17 protein-coding genes are annotated in these 17678 nt (G+C 34.9%); 4 read left to right on the plus strand and 13 right to left on the minus strand.

Annotation, left to right across the window (positions count from 1 at the left end):
• Positions 1–292: 292 nt before the first annotated feature.
• From L3049_RS04710 to L3049_RS04720, 3 genes are all read left to right on the plus strand, one after another.
• Positions 293–2194: an AMP-dependent synthetase/ligase gene (locus tag L3049_RS04710; RefSeq protein ID WP_275108641.1), complete on the plus strand. Its 1902-nt coding sequence runs from the start codon at positions 293–295 to the stop codon at positions 2192–2194.
• 80 nt (positions 2195–2274) lie between these two features.
• Positions 2275–3804 carry an alkaline phosphatase gene (locus L3049_RS04715; RefSeq protein WP_275108642.1) on the plus strand — a complete coding sequence of 510 codons (1530 nt, stop codon included), beginning with the start codon at positions 2275–2277 and terminating at the stop codon, positions 3802–3804.
• A gap of 93 nt (positions 3805–3897) precedes the next feature.
• Positions 3898–5040: a YibE/F family protein gene (locus L3049_RS04720; RefSeq protein ID WP_275108643.1), complete on the plus strand. Its 1143-nt coding sequence runs from the start codon at positions 3898–3900 to the stop codon at positions 5038–5040.
• A 29-nt stretch (positions 5041–5069) separates the two neighbouring features.
• Here L3049_RS04720 and L3049_RS04725 read toward each other — a convergent pair whose 3' ends face one another.
• Complete coding sequence (locus L3049_RS04725) at positions 5070–5363, minus strand: two-CW domain-containing protein (protein WP_275108644.1); 294 nt, start codon at positions 5361–5363, stop codon at positions 5070–5072.
• A gap of 394 nt (positions 5364–5757) precedes the next feature.
• On the opposite strand from L3049_RS04725, the gene L3049_RS04730 reads away from it, so the two are divergent.
• Complete coding sequence (locus L3049_RS04730; RefSeq protein WP_275108645.1) at positions 5758–6879, plus strand: hypothetical protein; 1122 nt, start codon at positions 5758–5760, stop codon at positions 6877–6879.
• Positions 6880–6954: 75 nt separating this feature from the next.
• Here L3049_RS04730 and L3049_RS04735 read toward each other — a convergent pair whose 3' ends face one another.
• From L3049_RS04735 to L3049_RS04790, 12 genes are all read right to left on the minus strand, one after another.
• On the minus strand, positions 6955–7761 hold the full coding sequence (locus tag L3049_RS04735; RefSeq protein ID WP_275108646.1) for a Cof-type HAD-IIB family hydrolase: 807 nt from the start codon (positions 7759–7761) through the stop codon (positions 6955–6957).
• Between the two features lie 147 nt (positions 7762–7908).
• Positions 7909–8664, minus strand: coding sequence for a hypothetical protein (locus L3049_RS04740; RefSeq protein WP_275108647.1), 756 nt, complete (start codon positions 8662–8664; stop codon positions 7909–7911).
• 126 nt (positions 8665–8790) lie between these two features.
• Positions 8791–9669, minus strand: a complete 879-nt coding sequence (locus L3049_RS04745; RefSeq protein WP_275108648.1) for an SDR family oxidoreductase — start codon at positions 9667–9669, stop codon at positions 8791–8793.
• Positions 9670–10150: 481 nt separating this feature from the next.
• The gene (locus tag L3049_RS04750) at positions 10151–11836 is read right to left on the minus strand and encodes a serine hydrolase (RefSeq protein ID WP_275108649.1); all 1686 of its coding nucleotides are present in this window, start codon (positions 11834–11836) and stop codon (positions 10151–10153) included.
• 180 nt (positions 11837–12016) lie between these two features.
• Positions 12017–13018, minus strand: coding sequence for a metallophosphoesterase family protein (locus L3049_RS04755; protein ID WP_275108650.1), 1002 nt, complete (start codon positions 13016–13018; stop codon positions 12017–12019).
• A 24-nt stretch (positions 13019–13042) separates the two neighbouring features.
• The gene (locus L3049_RS04760; protein ID WP_275108651.1) at positions 13043–14263 is read right to left on the minus strand and encodes an Lcl C-terminal domain-containing protein; all 1221 of its coding nucleotides are present in this window, start codon (positions 14261–14263) and stop codon (positions 13043–13045) included.
• A 218-nt stretch (positions 14264–14481) separates the two neighbouring features.
• On the minus strand, positions 14482–14841 hold the full coding sequence (locus L3049_RS04765) for a DUF1801 domain-containing protein (protein WP_275108652.1): 360 nt from the start codon (positions 14839–14841) through the stop codon (positions 14482–14484).
• A gap of 212 nt (positions 14842–15053) precedes the next feature.
• Positions 15054–15611: a hypothetical protein gene (locus L3049_RS04770; protein WP_275108653.1), complete on the minus strand. Its 558-nt coding sequence runs from the start codon at positions 15609–15611 to the stop codon at positions 15054–15056.
• A 54-nt stretch (positions 15612–15665) separates the two neighbouring features.
• Entirely contained in the window at positions 15666–15920 is a 255-nt protein-coding gene (locus L3049_RS04775; RefSeq protein WP_275108654.1) for a putative signal transducing protein, read from the minus strand.
• A complete protein-coding gene (locus L3049_RS04780) occupies positions 15898–16293 on the minus strand; it encodes a hypothetical protein (protein ID WP_275108655.1) in 396 nt (131 codons plus the stop codon). Before L3049_RS04780 ends, L3049_RS04775 begins: the two co-directional genes overlap by 23 nt.
• 71 nt (positions 16294–16364) lie before the next feature.
• Positions 16365–17039 (minus strand): TonB family protein, encoded by a 675-nt coding sequence (locus L3049_RS04785; protein ID WP_275108656.1) that lies wholly within the window; start codon positions 17037–17039, stop codon positions 16365–16367.
• Positions 17040–17302: 263 nt separating this feature from the next.
• Positions 17303–17626 carry a DUF3192 domain-containing protein gene (locus tag L3049_RS04790; RefSeq protein WP_275108657.1) on the minus strand — a complete coding sequence of 108 codons (324 nt, stop codon included), beginning with the start codon at positions 17624–17626 and terminating at the stop codon, positions 17303–17305.
• Positions 17627–17678: the final 52 nt, after the last annotated feature.

Below are 17678 nucleotides of genomic sequence, written 5' to 3' on the forward strand. Positions count from 1 at the left end.
GAAAAAATTGCTAAATAAATAACCAATACACCTCAATAATTTGTTTGTTTAAGTATTGCTCGGGAAAATAGATATTCTTGAATTGAAAATCAAGGAGTTTAATCATGTTTTTCGCGCTAATTTTGAGAATAAAAATATCCTTTCATTTATTTATGTTTTTTTAATTCAAACTGCTTGTTTTGGATAGGCTAATCTGTTATTTTTGAAATCCGTAAAATTAGGCTGCAAACATACTTAATTTACTTTTAAGTAATTTTTTCTTGGCTAGCTTACCTTAAGATTTTTGATAGAAATGAAAACAATTATAGAACTCTTTGAAAATAGCGTTGATCAGTTTGGTAAAAATCCATTTTTATGGGAAAAAACCAATTCTAAGTATCAATCTGTTAGTTACGAAGCTTTATACGAAGATGTACAATTATTTGCCGCTGGTCTTTTCTCTTTAGGGATAAAAAAAACAGATCGAATTGGATTACTTTCTGAAGGAAGAAATGCTTGGGTACTTTCAGAATTAGGTATTTTATTTTCGGGTGCAGTTAATGTACCCTTATCTGTAAAGCTTGATGCTCAAAATGAACTTAAGTTCCGTTTAAATCACTCTGAGTCACGCTTTGTTATTGTTTCAAAAAATCATCTTGAAAAAATCAGATCAATAAAAGATCAATTGGAAACCGTTGAAAAAATTATTGTTCTAGATGAAAACATAGACCTAAAGGATAAAGAAATATCTCTTCAACAGTTATTAATCGCTGGTAAAGAAATTTCGGATGCAGATAAGGCTAACCTAAAAGAGCTTCAAAATAAGATTGAGGCTAACGATAATGCCAATATATCCTACACTTCCGGAACAACAGCAGATCCCAAAGGAATTGTCCTGTCTCATAACAATTATACATCGAATGTTATACAGGCCTCAAGCTTAATGGAAATTCCTCCCAGCTATAAAACGCTACTTATTTTACCCTGGGATCATTCATTCGCTCACACAGCAGGGATTTACAGTTTCATGCTAAAAGGTGCTTCCATTGCGGCTGTTCAGCAAGGAAAGTCCCCTATGGAAGCTCTTAAAAATATTCCAAATAATATAAAGGAAATCCAGCCAGATATAATTTTAAGTGTACCTGCTTTAGCTAAAAACTTCAAAAAGAATATTGAAAAAGGAATTAAAGCTAAAGGACCTAAAGTTGAGCGCTTATTCAACAAAGCCCTTAATGTTGCCTATCGTTATAATGGAATTGGTATTGATAAGGGCAAAGGATCGAAAAAACTTCTGAAACCTATTTATAAGTTCTACGATAAAATCATATTTTCTAAGGTCAGAGCCAATTTTGGAGGTAATTTAAAGTTCTTTGTTGGCGGAGGTGCACTTCTTGATATTGAATTACAACGTTTCTTTTATGCTATTGGTATCCCAATGTACCAAGGTTATGGTTTGTCAGAAGCTTCACCAATTATCTCTTCAAACGCTCATCATCGTCACAAACTAGGGTCTTCAGGTTTCCTAGTAAAGAATATGGATTTCAAAATTTGTGATGATCTAGGTAATCCGCTACCTACTGGTGAAAAAGGTGAGATCGTGATTAAAGGTGGCAACGTGATGAAAGGCTACTGGAAAAACGATAAGGCTAGTGCCGAAACCCTAAAAAATGACTGGTTACATACCGGAGACATGGGACATATTGACGAAGATGGTTTTCTCTATGTTTCTGGCCGTTTCAAATCACTTCTAATTGCCAATGATGGTGAAAAATTCAGCCCTGAAGGTATTGAAGAAGCTTTCGTTGATCAATCTCCTTATATCGACCAATGTATCTTATACAACAATCAAGATCCGTATACAATTGCTATGTTAGTACCTAACAAAGGTGCTATTTTAGCACAGCTAAAACCGCACCAGCTTGGATTGGATTCTGAAGAAGGACAAAAAATGGCCTTAGAAATTATTCAAAATGAATTGAATCAATATCGCCCAGGTGGCAAATATCAGGACATGTTTCCTCAAAGATGGATGCCAACTGCGGTTGGAATTCTACCTGAAGCTTTCACTGAAGAAAATAAACTAGTGAACTCAACCATGAAAGTTGTACGTGACAGGGTTGTTAGCTATTTTAAAGAATATGTAGATTTCCTTTACACTCCTGAAGGGAAAAATATTCAAAACAATAAAAATAAAGACAGTCTTAAATCATTATAAAGTAAATCTTTTCTAATTCTCTAGTCAATTATTAAGCAATGAGTTTTTATTAGATTTACGAAATTATAAAACTACTTACAATGTTACATTACACAAATAAGCTAAAGCCGATATTAGCCATTCTATTGGTTTGTGTTGCTTTTGTATCCACTGCCCAACCAAGTGAAAGAGAAAATTACAAGGGCAAAACTCCTAAATATATTTTCTATTTTATAGGTGATGGAATGGGACTTTCTCAATCGAATGCCGCAGAAGCATATCTAGGTGCAATTGAAGGCAATTCTCCAATTAAGCAACTCAACATGAATAGCTTCCCAACCCAAGGCTTCTACACAACTTATGCAACCGACCGATTCATAACAGGATCGGCTGCAGCGGGAACAGCCTTGGCAACAGGTCATAAAACAAGTATCAGTACCATTTCTATGGCTGCGGATCGCTTAACTCCATTAAAAACAATAGCCGAAATCGCAAAGGAGAAAAATTACAAAGTTGGAATCGTTAGCTCGGTTTCTATCGATCATGCTACTCCTGCAACATTTTACGCACACCAGCCTACTCGTAATATGTACTACAAAATTAGCCTTGATTTAAGTAAAAGTGGTTTTAACTATTTTGCTGGGGGTGGATTAAAGCATCCTGAAGGTGATGGAGAAGTTAATGTTAATGCTAAAAACTCCATGTCGAACTTTGGAATGGGAAGCGAAAAAGAAATCCTAAAAAAAGAGCCGAATTCAATTTCTGTAGCTAAATCTAGAGGATACCGAGTTGTTAATACGCTTGAAGGTTTTAAGAATCTGAAAAAAGGCGATGATAAAATTATTGCTACTGCTCCTAATTTATCAGGAGGATCTGCTCTTCCTTATTTTATAGACCAACAAAATGGAGCCGATATTTCACTTGCTGAATTCACTCAAAAAGGAATCGAATTGCTGGATAATCCGAAAGGATTTTTTATGATGGTTGAAGGTGGTAAAATTGATTGGGCCAGTCATGCCAATGATGCTGCAACTGTAATTAAGGAAGTTATTCAATTGGATATGGCAGTTGAGAAAGCTCTTAATTTTTACAAAAAACACCCTAAAGAAACCTTGATTTTAGTTGCTGGCGACCATGAAACTGGTGGATTGGCACTAGGTTTTGCAGGTAGTCATTATGTATCTGCCTTTGGTTTGCTACAACATCAAAACATATCGTACGAAGGTTTTTCATCAAAAATAGCTGAGTACAAAAAGGAACAGAAAGAAAATGCAAAATTCTCAGATGCCTTAGAGATGGTAAAAACACACTTCGGATTAGGAGATGCAAGCAAAGGACTTGAACTATCAGCTTTTGAAATAGAACAACTAAAGACAGCTTTCGAAAAAAGCATGACTTACAACAAGGAAATGAAAAAAGAGGATCAATTTTATCTTTTATACGGTAGCTACGATCCTTTCACCGTAACTGCTTGTCATATTTTATCGCACAAAGCAGGAATTGGCTGGACTTCTTATTCTCATACTGCAGCACCTATTCCAATTCGAGCTATTGGTGTTGGAGCTGAATTGTTTAATGGTTTTTATGACAATACAGATGTTCCTAAAAACTTAATGAAATTGATTGAATAAAGTAATTTTAAGCACATAATTATAGAAAAGCTCTACAAAATGTGGGGCTTTTTTCAAAGGCTAAATTTTCTTGCATTTTAATACCTTTATAGCATGTTCAAATTCCAAGTCCCTCAAAAATCAGACTTACTACTAGTCTCAATTTTACTAGTATTAAGTATTGTTATTCTATATCTGCCAACTGGTTTTTCTGAAACAGATACAAATAATTCTGAGAGAGTAAAAGCCTTGGTTTTGGAAACGGACAACTCTTTAATTGTAGAAACGGGAATTATTAAAACCGGTACACAAAGCCTAAATATCAAAATTCTGAATGGACAATTTAAAAACAAGGAATTAAGAGCATTTAATCAACTCGTTGGTAGAATGGAGTTTGATAAATATTTTATTCCAGGCGATAAAACACTAACGGTATTGAACTTGAGCAAAGATCGATCGCAAATTATTAGCGCCAATGTAATTGATCATTACCGAATTAATATTGAAGCCTTCCTATTGGGTTTATTTGTAATCTTCTTAATATCATTTGCTGGATGGACAGGCGTAAAGGCAATGCTCTCCTTCCTCTTTACTGGAATCTGTATTTGGAAATTGTTACTTCCTGGATTGTTAAAAGGCTATGCTCCTATTCCACTCTCTTTAATAATTGTGGCTCTTTTGACCTCTGCAATTATATTTTTGGTGGCAGGAACAAACAAAAAAGGAATCGTTGCCTTTTTAGGTGCCATGAGTGGTATAGCCATTACCTGTTTTATGGCTATTTTATTTGGCACACTATTTAATATTCATGGTGCTATAAAACCATTCTCAGAAACCTTACTTTATTCAGGCTATTCTTATTTAAATTTAACTGAAATTTTTCTTGCTGGAATCTTCATCTCCTCGTCAGGAGCAGTAATGGATATATCGATGGACATAGCAGCTTCGCAGGCTGAAGTATATCAAGCGAACAAAAACATAAGTACAAAAGAATTAAGAGGTTCTGGGTTTGCAGTAGGTAAAGCGGTAGTTGGAACCATGACTACGACCTTACTGCTTGCTTATTCTGGAGGGTTTTCTGCTCTACTAATGGTATTTATAGCGCAAGGAACACCAATGGTAAATATTCTAAACCTTAATTATGTATCTGGTGAGATTCTGCACACCCTTGTTGGTAGTTTTGGATTGGTTCTAGTTGCTCCTTTTACGGCAATTATTGGTGCTTGGATTTTTACACGAAAAAAAGTGAAGAAATGATTCTTCACACATGCTTAGTTTATTAACTTCTATTTTATTTTTCTTGTTGATATAATAAAATCTCGCCCCTCTTCTAAATTTACTTGCTTCAAAAATTTACAATTGATACAATTTGCCAATTTTTGAGAATAATTTCCTGATGCATCTTCTCCTTCACAATACGTGTCTGCAACTACCCAGCAAAAGCGGCCTCCGTTGGTTCCATTGTTAAGGCCATCAAAAGTACTTAATTGAGCAGCAGGACAAATTCCAAGCTTAATAGCATTTACACCATTTAATTCCCTTCCACAGTTCATTACTTCCCAGCAGTTTTCATTTCCCATAACAAGCAAGTGATTTTAACATACCTTATTATTACGCAAAATTTAACCAATTGTTTTCACCAAGTGCCTTACTAGATCGATAATTTAACTAATTAGAATTGTTCTATAATTCTTCAAAAGAACTAAACAATTATTAAAATTCAAGAAGTAAGTAACTTAAAACAAAACTAAGTCGATAATAAATCCAGATTCCAATCCTAAAATTATTGGATTCATGACTGTCATGATTTATAGTCAAACTACAAGTTAGCTTTACCCATTCTAAATATGATCTTACCGAACAATCTCTTAGTCGTGTTTGTCATAAATCCTTACATTTGCTGAACATCTAAGCTATTCGAGTAAGTAAATTAAGTCTTATAGGCTTGATACGCATTAAATTTCATTCTCAATTATGAGCATCCAAATTGTAGAAGTCCAAAATCAAAGACAACGCAAAGAATTTGTAAACCTTCCTTTTACATTGTATAAGGACAATGAATTTTGGGTACCTCCTTTTAAATCAGGCGAATTGGAGCTATTAATGCCCGATAAAAATCCTGCTTTTGACTTTTGCAAAGCTAAATTTTGGCTTGCCTATGAAAATGGAAAAACGGTTGGACGAATTGGTGCTATCGTTAACAAGTTGAGCATTGAGAAAAGCGGTGAAAAAATTGGCCGCATCACTCGAATGGAATTCATTGATAAATTTGAAGTTTCTGAAAAACTTTTTTCGATAGCCGAAGAATGGTTAAAGAGCGAAGGAATGATTGGTGTGAATGGACCATTGGGCTTTTCGAATTTAGATCACGCTGGTTTGTTAATAGAAGGACAAGAACACCTTCCTTCTATGGCTTCGGACTATCATTTTGCTTACTATCAAAATCATTTTAAAAGATTGGCTTTTGAGAAAGAAATTGATTGGTTGGAATTCAGAATTAGCCTTCCTGAAGAAACACCAGAAAAAGCAGGACGTATTGCGGAATTAATTAAGAAAAGATACAGCCTGCAAACGGTTAACTTCACCACTAAAAAAGAACTGGAGCCATATAAAGAGAAGATATTTAAAGTTTTTAACGATGCCTTTTCTGATCTATTTGGCACATTTAAATTACCTGAAAAACTAATCCGTTTTTACATTGCGAAATATTTTCCAATCTTAAACCCAAGATACGTTAAAATAATCTTAGACAAGGAAGATAAATTGGTTGGGTTCATTATTGCTTTACCATCTTTATCGAAAGCCCTGCAAAAAGCAAAAGGAAAACTGTTGCCTTTCGGATGGTGGCATTTACGAAAAGCGTTAAAACATCCAACTGAAATGGATTTAATGCTAACTGGAATTGATCACGACTGTCAGAAATTAGGCTTTGTCTCGATTCTAATGCATGAGTTATTAAAAACATCGAACAGCGATGGGCTTCGATTTGCTGAAACTACTGGAATGTTAGAAAATAATCATGTTGCCATTCAGCTATGGAAATCGTTCGATCACGTTCAACACAAACGCAAGCGTTGCTACCGAAAAATGTTTTAGCATCGCAATAAAAAAGCGAAGCCTTGGTAGACCTCGCTTATGATACTATTTTAATTCCTTTTGTAATCTACTTGACTAGTTCGCAAGGATATATTTCTCGACCACTTCGGCTACGCCATGGTCATTATTAGAGGCTACAATAGCATCGGCACGATCGCGAAGTTCTGGTGTCACATTATCTACCCAAACGCCTAATCCAGCGTATTCGACCATTGTTAAATCATTCCCTGCATTACCAACAGCCACAATCTCTTCCTGACGAATGCCTAATTTATCAGCCAATCTAGCAATACTTGCTGCTTTATCAATTCCTTTTGGCATCACCTCTAGAAAGAAAGGCTTCGAAATCGCAACGCTTTTATTCGGCTTCTCTTTTTTTAGTTTCGTTTCAACTTTCTTCAGGTATTCTGGATCTTCTAATAGAATACATTTTACCGCAGACTCAGTTACGGCAGTTTTAAAACAATCCACTTTGTTAAACTTCATCTGCGTGAGATTAACTTCAACATCGATATACTTAGATGTTGTCTCACTAATGATACTATCGGAAGTGTAAGTAATGATATCCAAATTATTGGCCAAAGAAAAATCGTGCAAACCATGAATTTGCTCCTTACTTAAACTCTGCTCAAAAATTGGAATTTGTTTATTTAGATCGGTAATGATCGCGCCATTATACGAAATAATGTACGAACCGTATTTTTTCAATTCAAGTTCTTCGGCATATTGAAGCATTGCAGGTGTTGGACGGCCCGAAGCCAAAACAACATATATTCCTTGCTCTTGTGCCTTCATTAGCATCTCTTTATTTCTCTTCGAAATGCTGTAATCATCACGCAAAAGCGTATCGTCCAAATCCAGGACTAACATTTTGTATTTCATCTCTAACTCTTTTCACCATCTCTCCTTCGCAACGCCTCCATCCCCCTCACAAGATGACTTCCTAAATCGAGATATTTTAATTTAAGCCTGCGAAAGTAAAAACAATTATTGAGTTCTCCCAAAAATGAATCTTAATTTAATGTAAACTTACTTATCTGCTAAAAGCTCACGAAGAAGAACTTGTACTTGTAAATCACCAAAGCCATAAATACTCTCTCTTTTACAAAACTCTTTAAAAACAGGACCAAACTCAGTAGTTTGCAAATCTTCTGTAATCTTTTTTAAAGTTTCCTTTGGTCTCCCCAAAGAATTTTCTGATGGTAATCGATCTATTTGGGCATTAACAGCTTCAAGTACAAAAGGAAAATCACTTTGTAAATCACTCGCAATTCTTCCCATTTTCATCCAATCTTCTTTTTGATAGAATCTCCACAACTGACTCATTTTTTCTAATGATTCTCCTTTTATTTCGATTCTATTTTCAAAAGCTACCAAAAGCTCTTTTTGATTCATTTTCCCAAAAATGTATTCATTTCCTTTGTTGGGGCGAATTAGATATATCCCCTTCTTTTTACCATGTTCATATAATAAATTCAATGTAAACCAGAAGTTCACCTGACAAAACAAATCATCTTCAAACCATAAATTTACGTCTGCATTAGAGGGAATAGCGAGCATCTTTTTAATTTCAACAGCTGTTCCCTCATAATAATCTTCTTCGCTAAACATAGCATATTGATTAGAGATAAACTTAGCTCTTACTTTCAATAATTCTTCAAGAGTTTCTCCATTCACTGCTCCATCAACCAAACATTCTCTGGCAACAATTCGTTCTCCCTCTAACTCTTTTGGAAATTGATCTTTTAAACAATCCCCATTTAAAATGTGATACTGATTCTGCATATTATACAAAGCTTGATTAATTGAAGACAAGATAATTAAAATGCAAAAACGGAGCATCCCATATACTCCGCTTTTCCTTACAAATCAATTAAAAAAAAATAATCAATTAATCTCCATTTTTCGTTTCTAACTCACCTTTTCTGCTGGTCCATCTAAGCTCAGAATATCCATCGACTCCAAAATTGTTTTGCGAAGTGGTTCTACGGCATCATTTATCGACTGCGCACCAAAATCCAAGCCTACAATATTACGCAAAGGACGAGTTCCAGCAGGCATATCTATTAATCTTTCAAAAGTTTCGACAACAAGCATCGGATCCGTAGGACTACCGCCTTGCTCGTAAATTTCTTTCACTTGATTTTTAAAGCCCTCGTAAAAGTCATGTACGTGCTGATAGGCTTGTTTCAACTCCTCATCATCTGGAATGATAATGTTGTCCAGAAATTTAGTTGAGAAAGGACCTGGTTCCACTAAAACAACATCTATACCTAAAGGAGCTAATTCGTAACGCATGGATTCGCTCATACCTTCCAAACCCCATTTACTTGCGTGATAAATTCCAAAAGCTGGAAAAGCACATCGACCTGCAACAGAGCTAAGTTGAATAATCAATCCTGATTTTTTGGCACGCATTCTAGGTAAAACGGCTTTTGCTACACGCAAGGTTCCTACAATATTTAAATTTAATTGATCCAAACACTCCTCTGCGGAAAATGATTCCACAGGTCCGCCAAATCCTAAACCTGCATTATTAATCAACACATCCATGACAGGTAATTGGCTCAATGCAGAATTGACACTTTCATCCAAAAGGACATCCATTTCAATAAGATCAATTTTAACTCCTTTTACGTTAGCGAAATCTCTTAATTGTTTTGCTGGCTCACTATTTCGACCATTTATATTACGCATGCTTGCAAATATATGATGTCCTTTAACGGCAAGGTATTTTGCAGAATCAAACCCAAATCCTGAACTACATCCAGTAATTAATATCTTTTTCATCATCCTCAATTTTATACTTGTTTTATTTCTTCTGATTGTATTCTTCCCATCTCCTTGTTCCGCTAAAAAGAGGTCAACAAATGGTAAATACGGTAGTACTTATATCTTAACGGAGAGAACTATACTTCAATGGAGAAAAGCCAAATTGGTGGTGACCTTAACGATTTTCAATTTCTTCAAGCTTATCTAATGTAAAAAGATTCTAAATAAAGCGCAAGTATATTGTCATCATCCAAAAAATAGGGACAATTAGAATTAAAGCGTAAACAAGCCATCCAGCTAGAGGTAATAGGCCAATCACTATTTTTAAAAGATAAACTGATAGTCTGAATATAAATAGGGAAAGAATTCCCTGTTCGGGGATTTGTTAAAGGAAATTAAACAAAACGACGAAACTTCTGATCTGAAGCTTCGTCGTTCCAATTTTTGAAATGTATTTCCCTAAGGTCTTTGATAATTTTTTAAATCACAAATATCAACTTTATCCGATTACCCTTCTTCTATTTTTTATTCTCCTAATTCGTAATAGTATCAACACAAATAACACCAACAAAAAAGGATACCATTGCTGATATATGCATAAATTCCTATTCCCCTTTACTCTTGTTAGGTCCAAATCCTGGAAATCGAAGCTAAAATCAATATTTGGGGAGATCCCCTTCATTTTAATGGAGATTGCTTTGCCTTCCTCATCCAGATTAAAAGTTGCAAAAGCATCGCAATTCATATCTCTGTAATCCCACTTAATGGCAAAAGTTGTGGCTTTGTAAAAATACATGCTACCTGCTAGTTTAGGCGATCGAAGAGCTTTAATCATCAACTTTCCATCCTTCTCGAATACCTCCATTTTCCCAAACCATTTGTCTTCGAAAGTTCCGGTATACTTCTCAATATCTAATTTCTTTGGTTTTGCTAATTCTACTGTTTCCCAAACCGCATTTACAATAGAATCTACCTTGGTGTTGGTTCCCTTCAATTTTTCCGAAGCAAAGGCATTCCAATCCATTGCTTCAACACCAAGATAGGAGTCGATAATGGCTTGTGCAAGGGTAAAGTACGTATAACCTCCCGGTAAGGTGTTGGTTAATACTGCAAGGCCCAAATCCAACTCAGGAATCAACAGCGTTTTTGAAAGCATGCCTGGTAATCCACCTGTGTGACTGATGATGGTATATCCTTTGTAATCTTCAATTACCCATCCCAGGCCATATGCTTTATAGTGGTTTTGATATCTCTTACTTCCTCTTGCCGAAAAACTCATCATGGTATGTGCTTTCCACATTTCACGCTGGCGATCCTCCGAGAACAATTCATTTTCTAATTCCTTACCATATTTGCCGGCATTCAATTGTACCAACAACCAATTGCTTAGATCTTTTACACTGGAATTGATTCCTCCGGCGGCATCGGTCAAGGAACTTGCGTAAGGAGCAACCTGAACCAAATCTCCATGCTCCGATGAATGAGGAAATGCAATGTTATTTTTGCCTTGCAACCTCTCCTGCGATCCTACTGATCTTTCCATTCCAAGAGGTTTCAGAATTCTGCTTTCCACAAATTCTGCCCAGCTTTTTCCACTTATTCGGTGAATGATTTCTCCTGCTACGACGTACAACATGTTGTCATAGTCGTATTTGGTTCTAAAACCGGATACCGGTTTCTGATGCTGAAAACTTTTTAATATATCATCAATAGTGTAATCGCCACCATCAGGGAATATCATTAGATCTCCTGCTCCTAAACCTAAGCCACTACGATGGCACAACAAATCTTCAACTGTAAAGTTTTCGCGAACATAGGAGTTGTACATGGTAAATTCCGGGATGTGATCTACCACCTTATCCATCCAATTTAATTTTTTCTCATCTACTAAAATGGCAAGAGCTGCTGCTGTAAAAGCTTTGCTGTTTGATGCTATGGCAAACAAGGTATTTTCATCAATCGCTTCTTTGCTTTCGATTGAGGCGTAACCGTATCCTTTGGCATGAATCAACTTCCCATCTTTTACTACAGACACTGCAAGTCCAGCCATTGGAAAAAGATCCAAGGCTTTGTTGACAATGGAATCAATCTGATTGCTCGATAATCCTTGTGCTTTTGTGTTTAGATTAAAAAGACTAATTAGCAGAATCAAAAATAAGCTTAGTGCTTTTGTTGTTTTCGACATGTTACGAGGTTTAGTATGCGTTAATTTAGTGGTATTGAGAGGAATTATCCATCATTAGATAATTGGATTATTTTCAAATATAATTCAGATCAAATTAATAGTCAAATCTTTTACCAAAGGATACAAAAAAGCGAAGCCCATTGAACCTCGCTTAAAATATTTTCAGACCGATTAAAACAATCAATTTCGAACTTGTTTGTATTCAATTATAGCAGAAGTAGTCTCGTACTTCACACTTGTTCCTTCCATTGTACGTTCTTTCCAAGTTATGCTAACATCAAGGTCTAAAGCCGATTCACCACTAATTTCAACAAGTGCATATCCGTGCTCCTCTCTATGACACTTGGGCGTTACAGTATAAGGATCATTCTCTCCATTGTACTTGTATTTAGGCATCAACCAGCCTCCTCCTCCTCCAACTAAGCATTGATAAATATCGTTTTCCACATTGCCATCTCCATCATCAATTTGAGTCGCATCAAAGAAATGATCGTGTCCACAAAAATAGGTTTTAACACCTGCTTCGATCAAGCTATTCCAAAACGCATTTCGTTCTGTAGGAAAATCATCAAGACAATCGGAATGAAATACTTTAAAAGCAGCCTCGTGTCCAAAAACAAAAACATGTGCTTGTTCATTTGCAGCAAGTTCCTGATTTAACCAATTTTGATTCACTTTATGAATGTTTACATATTGGTCGAGCCCGATGAACATTGCATTCTTGTGTTCGAATGAATAGCTAAGATTAATTTCACCTTCAGGGCCGTTTTGTGGTAAAGCTTTTGCACTTGTAAATATCTTGTTCCAAACGGCAATGTTATCCCTTGCATCATCTTCATGATTTCCGCGAACCGGATAAATACCTATTCCCTTTTCATACAAAGGAGTAAAAACTTCCATCCACATATTTAGTTCGGCTTCCAATTCTGCTGAGCTAGTTTTTTTTCCTCCCTGAACCAGATCACCACAAACTAAGATTAAGTCGATGCCATCTTCAATAAAGTAAGGAATCATCTCTTTTATGGTATCTGAATTGTTGGTTACATGTGTATCTCCAACAACTGCAAACTTCCAAGATATATCTGTATCATTTTCTTCTACACTTGTACTTGTGGAATCTTTCTCGCAAGCAAAAACAAACGGTACAAATAAAAGCAAGAGCAAACTTTTTAGCTTATTCATATTTGGGTAGATTTTTAGGGCCTTTTACTCATCAATGTTTCTCACACATCGCACAAAATTGTAGACGTAACGCACATCTCCCTGCGGACCCCAAAACTGTGGGTAAGTATTTTGATCTCCACTTTTCGGATCGCTTCTTTGACAGCCAGCTCCATGAACATCCATAAGCGTTCCATTCATTTCCCCTTGCCCTTCGCCAAAAGCAATATAAGCTGCACTTGCATAAGGATTTGCTCCATCTAAATGTGTGGTTCCGGTCCAAAAGAATGGATACTGACCATTATTTCCATCTGGGTCGATGATTTCTGTAGTTTCGAAAACAGGATCAATAGCAGGAGAATTGCTCGTTTGTGGCGATCTTGAATAATCGACAATACTTTGCAATTCCTTAGCATTTGGCAAGCGCCAATCCGTTTTTGATGCCAATTCTAAGTTTTCAGCATAATCTAAAGCCTCAGCCCAATCCTTTCCTGCACCATCATCAGCTTTTTGCCACATTAGTCCCGTTGCCAAATCACTCACCGTGCCATCTCCATTGTCCACTAAATTATTTATACCATACTCCACATTCCCACGCACCATTCTAAAATACATGGAGTTTGCAGCTCCAGATGCTGCTTTGTATTTTGGATACCCTTTTATGCGACCATCAACAAAATTAACTCCAAAAACCGTTTCATCTGCATTCATGGTACGACCTACATACTGAGTAGATGACCAGGTTTGTGCATCAATTTCACGTTCGCCAATACTTACATCACCCAAAGGTTGCGTAAAATAATCGGTATCGATAAAGAAATTGATTGCTACCTCTCCCTTTACCTTGCCAGTAAACAGAATTAGGGAATACAGTTCTTTAATGCTTGGCACTCTCCAATCATTGTGTCCACCTAAATTTGATGCTTCGGCTTTTGTACTGGCTGCGGCAAAACTAATTTTGTCGCCCATATCTTGTTCCCACATCAAACCTGTAATATTATCGGTAATTGTTCCATCACTGTTGTCGGTATAGGAAGGCTCATTCGTTTTATATGTGGCATCTTGACCATAATAGTCATCATTTACCGAAGGCTCAGAGATCATTGCCTCATCGCTATAAAAATCTTTAACACCCGTATCAACAATACTGTAGGTGTTTGTTGGAATCACCTCTGATTCATCAATAACATTCTCCTCCGGTGAATTATCATCCGATCCACATGAAATGAATAGGCTTAGAAATAGTAAAAGTGTCATCATCCTCATAATTCTGCGTTTTAAAATTTAGAGGTAAGACTTCAAGAAGTGGCTTTGGTTTAATCTTGATTCTAAATGAAATTCAAATAAAAAACTACAAAGCACTTGAATAAAGCTTTGTTTCAGGGTATTCTAAGTAGTTGACTTAAATAACTACCATGTACATAAAAAAAACGAAGCCATCTGAGCCTCGCTTATTCATTTGTATTAAAATTTTGATTCTTTTATTAATCTATAATTGGTGCTTGCTTCACAAAAAAGTCAAGTTTTTTCGTTTCTACCTCTTGCAATGTTTTCATTTTTAAATGACGACGAAACTTTCCATTTCCCTCTAATAGATGATCTGGATCTTTAAATTTAAAACCTATACTGAACTCGAAAGAAACATGATTTTTATAGGCAAACACGCCTCCAAAATCCTCATCTAAAGAAAATAGAATTCCTCCATACATCATACGTTCTTCAACCTTTGGGAAATTCTTAAAAACGATTTCACGCGAAGCTTCTACAATTTGATGTTTTACGGGATCGGTACGCTCTAATTTTTCAATAAACTCTTGTACTCCTTTGTTTGTATATTTTTTCATTAATGATACGTTTTAAATTCTATTTTTCTTCGGATTAAAGATGCTATAAATTATAAGTGAGATACCTAATCCAAAAAGTAATCCAGATAAAAAATGTGTATATTCTTTATCAACAAGCAAGATGCTTTCCTCGAAAAAAAACTGATAAACCAAACTTGCGGAAAGGCAAATAATGGCAATAATAATTTTGTAAATGGGTTTCATAGTTTGTATTAGATGTTAATTGATTTAAGGTTCTTTTTAAACTTAAAGCCGATGTAAGTTATTCTCACCAATAAAAACGTGCTAAAAACAAACACAATTACTGGAAAGTAATTCCAATACGGATTCACTTCAAAAACTTGCAAAAAAGCGCTAAGCACAATTATTCCAGTAATTACCCAAAGTACAATTAGGATTGTTTTCTGATTAAGCTTACTGATCATTCTTTCCAATTCTATATTTAGTTCGGGATTAAAATCACCATCCAAATTCTTAATTGATTCGATGTGTTCTATTAATTTCACTTCAATGTAAGCATAGGGAGATCGTAAAGCCATTCCTAAACTAACACACACTAAAAGTGCTGCATTGTCCCAGCTTGAGGCAAAAAAAATAGTAGATGCAGCTGAATACAGCAGGACAAGTAGCAAAACCAATGAAATAGGATACTCCAAAAATGCCGTTTGCTTGAGCATTGCATTTCTTCTTTCGGGTGATTTAAATTTCAACTTATGAATCGTCTTGAATTTTTCAGCAATAGCAATTCTTTCCTTAACTAGTTCGTTCATTTAATTTGGGCTTATATTTTTCTAATAATCTTCGTAAAGATCTGTAAGTCTTCTTTACTTATCTGAATTCAGATTGTTAATGTAATCTTCAACAATCAATTTTGCGCTATCCATGTTTAAACTTGAAATAATTACTTTTACAGCACCTGCTCCACCTGCTGCAGCATGCCAAGGAGCGATTGTACCTATGTTTTCATCTTTCAGAAATGCGTCTATCTCAGCATCTAATAAAATACTTTTAACGATTTCTGCATCCATCGGAGACCCAGCAAATATTTCCACCAAGTCAAACTCTTTCTTTGTTGTCATGATTGCTTTGTTTATGAAGTTTAAATAAAGTTATACCATATAAAAGTAAAAACGGAATTAATGTCAGAAAGAAAGTATCATCTCCTCTACTTTTATATTCCGATATAACAAGATACGAATAACGAATTATTGGAATAAATAAGATAAGACCACCTACCATAAATACATGTAAATCGTATTTTTTAAATGCTTTGTAAGAGCTGAATAAAAAAGCAATCAAAACAGTCAAAAATATCGCCGATATCAGTATCGTATAAATACTAAACAATCCAAAAATGATATAATAAGCAAATGTTCCTCCAATATGATCTCCAGACCATGTTATCAAAAGATAAGCTATTACTGTTCCTATTTTTAGAATTTTTACATCCATTTTGTTTTGATAATCGTAATCGAGTTTTAAACAATATGCAATTGAGATTTCATAATCTATTTCTCACTCAATTAATATCTGGTTCTTCTCTCAACTTTAGTGACTGTTCTTATTTTAACCAAACCTTCAATGTTAACCAGCGAAATAATTTCATTTTTAAGTCGGCTAGCTTGCTCCGTATCCATCAATGCGCCATCAAAATCCCCAAGTTTTTCTTTTACTTTAGATCGCATTTCAAAAAACTCATAATCATATTGATTATCACTAATTAATCTGTTGTAATACTTTAATGCTTTTTTGTACTTTTCTTTTTTAACAAGCTTTGCAGCAATTTTTTTATCACTCGGTGGTAAGGCATTCTCATATAAACGATACCTAAACACAATCAAATAAGTTTTACTTACCGGTACTCCATCAACTTGACATGAACTCCATTCATTTTCAACATTATCAAATGCAACAATTGCACTTGATGAGAATATTTTGTTTGCAGAACTTACAAGATCCAGATTATCTAAATTTCCATTCTTATCAATAGTAATGGATACAATAACGTCGCCTTGAATCTTATTTTTAAAAGCTTCAATTGGAAATATTGTGTTTTTCGCTAATAATTTATCTAAATCTTCTTTTAAATATTTCGCCTGTACAATTTCTGCATTTGTTTCAGAATCTTTACTTGTTTGGGCTTTTAGAATAATCGTAAAAAGAAAAAGAATGGTAAATAGTACACTTAATTTTTTCATGTTAGTTAATTTTCACTGTGGTTTAAGGGTTTGCTAATATTTTAGGGTATTATAAATTAACAAGAGATCATATTGTCTTTTTACAATCAGTGTTTACAATGAAATCTATCTCCTTTTCCGGACCAAAGGATTATTACAGATATACTTTTTCATTTATTTCAAAATGTTCCTTACAAACACATTTGTCATCGTCAAATATTTCAATCTGTACAAATCTATCTTTGTGATCATATTTTAGAATTGCCCCACCGCTGAGTTTAAAACTACTGGATTTCTATTCTTTCTATGGGAATTAATTCTTGATACCACTTTTCTAATTTTTTATTTTTAAAAACAAAATAATAAACTTCGTCCTTTTCAACCCGATCTCTATAAGATAAAACTTCTATTTCATTGTTGTCTTCCAATCGCTTTTCAGCAATCTTATAATCAGTTCCTAGTACCTGAGTAACTTGCTCTTTAGACATACCTAATTCAAGCTTATTCATCTTAGAACTTGTCATATATGCTATCGAATACATCGGCATACAGGAAGCTAGCAACAACAATAATAAAGTGGAAAGAATACTAATTTTATTTTTTTTCATGCACATAATTACTTTAAAAGCTTGTTACTATTTTCGGTGATTTATTTTTATA

Source organism: Labilibaculum sp. DW002, assembly GCF_029029525.1.
Lineage (GTDB): Bacteria > Bacteroidota > Bacteroidia > Bacteroidales > Marinifilaceae > Paralabilibaculum > Paralabilibaculum antarcticum.

Excerpts from the sequence above, each read along its gene's own strand:
- L3049_RS04710 (WP_275108641.1), top strand. The coding sequence starts at position 293 with ATGAAAACAATTATAGAACTCTTTGAAAATAGCGTTGATCAGTTTGGT.
- L3049_RS04735 (WP_275108646.1), bottom strand. The coding sequence starts at position 7,761 with ATGAAATACAAAATGTTAGTCCTGGATTTGGACGATACGCTTTTGCGT.
- L3049_RS04750 (WP_275108649.1), bottom strand. The coding sequence starts at position 11,836 with ATGTCGAAAACAACAAAAGCACTAAGCTTATTTTTGATTCTGCTAATT.
- L3049_RS04755 (WP_275108650.1), bottom strand. The coding sequence starts at position 13,018 with ATGAATAAGCTAAAAAGTTTGCTCTTGCTTTTATTTGTACCGTTTGTT.
- L3049_RS04715 (WP_275108642.1), top strand. The coding sequence starts at position 2,275 with ATGTTACATTACACAAATAAGCTAAAGCCGATATTAGCCATTCTATTG.
- L3049_RS04770 (WP_275108653.1), bottom strand. The coding sequence starts at position 15,611 with ATGAACGAACTAGTTAAGGAAAGAATTGCTATTGCTGAAAAATTCAAG.
- L3049_RS04740 (WP_275108647.1), bottom strand. The coding sequence starts at position 8,664 with ATGCAGAATCAGTATCACATTTTAAATGGGGATTGTTTAAAAGATCAA.
- L3049_RS04760 (WP_275108651.1), bottom strand. The coding sequence starts at position 14,263 with ATGAGGATGATGACACTTTTACTATTTCTAAGCCTATTCATTTCATGT.
- L3049_RS04720 (WP_275108643.1), top strand. The coding sequence starts at position 3,898 with ATGTTCAAATTCCAAGTCCCTCAAAAATCAGACTTACTACTAGTCTCA.
- L3049_RS04785 (WP_275108656.1), bottom strand. The coding sequence starts at position 17,039 with ATGAAAAAATTAAGTGTACTATTTACCATTCTTTTTCTTTTTACGATT.
- L3049_RS04745 (WP_275108648.1), bottom strand. The coding sequence starts at position 9,669 with ATGAAAAAGATATTAATTACTGGATGTAGTTCAGGATTTGGGTTTGAT.
- L3049_RS04775 (WP_275108654.1), bottom strand. The coding sequence starts at position 15,920 with ATGACAACAAAGAAAGAGTTTGACTTGGTGGAAATATTTGCTGGGTCT.
- L3049_RS04725 (WP_275108644.1), bottom strand. The coding sequence starts at position 5,363 with ATGGGAAATGAAAACTGCTGGGAAGTAATGAACTGTGGAAGGGAATTA.
- L3049_RS04790 (WP_275108657.1), bottom strand. The coding sequence starts at position 17,626 with ATGAAAAAAAATAAAATTAGTATTCTTTCCACTTTATTATTGTTGTTG.
- L3049_RS04765 (WP_275108652.1), bottom strand. The coding sequence starts at position 14,841 with ATGAAAAAATATACAAACAAAGGAGTACAAGAGTTTATTGAAAAATTA.
- L3049_RS04730 (WP_275108645.1), top strand. The coding sequence starts at position 5,758 with ATGAGCATCCAAATTGTAGAAGTCCAAAATCAAAGACAACGCAAAGAA.
- L3049_RS04780 (WP_275108655.1), bottom strand. The coding sequence starts at position 16,293 with ATGGATGTAAAAATTCTAAAAATAGGAACAGTAATAGCTTATCTTTTG.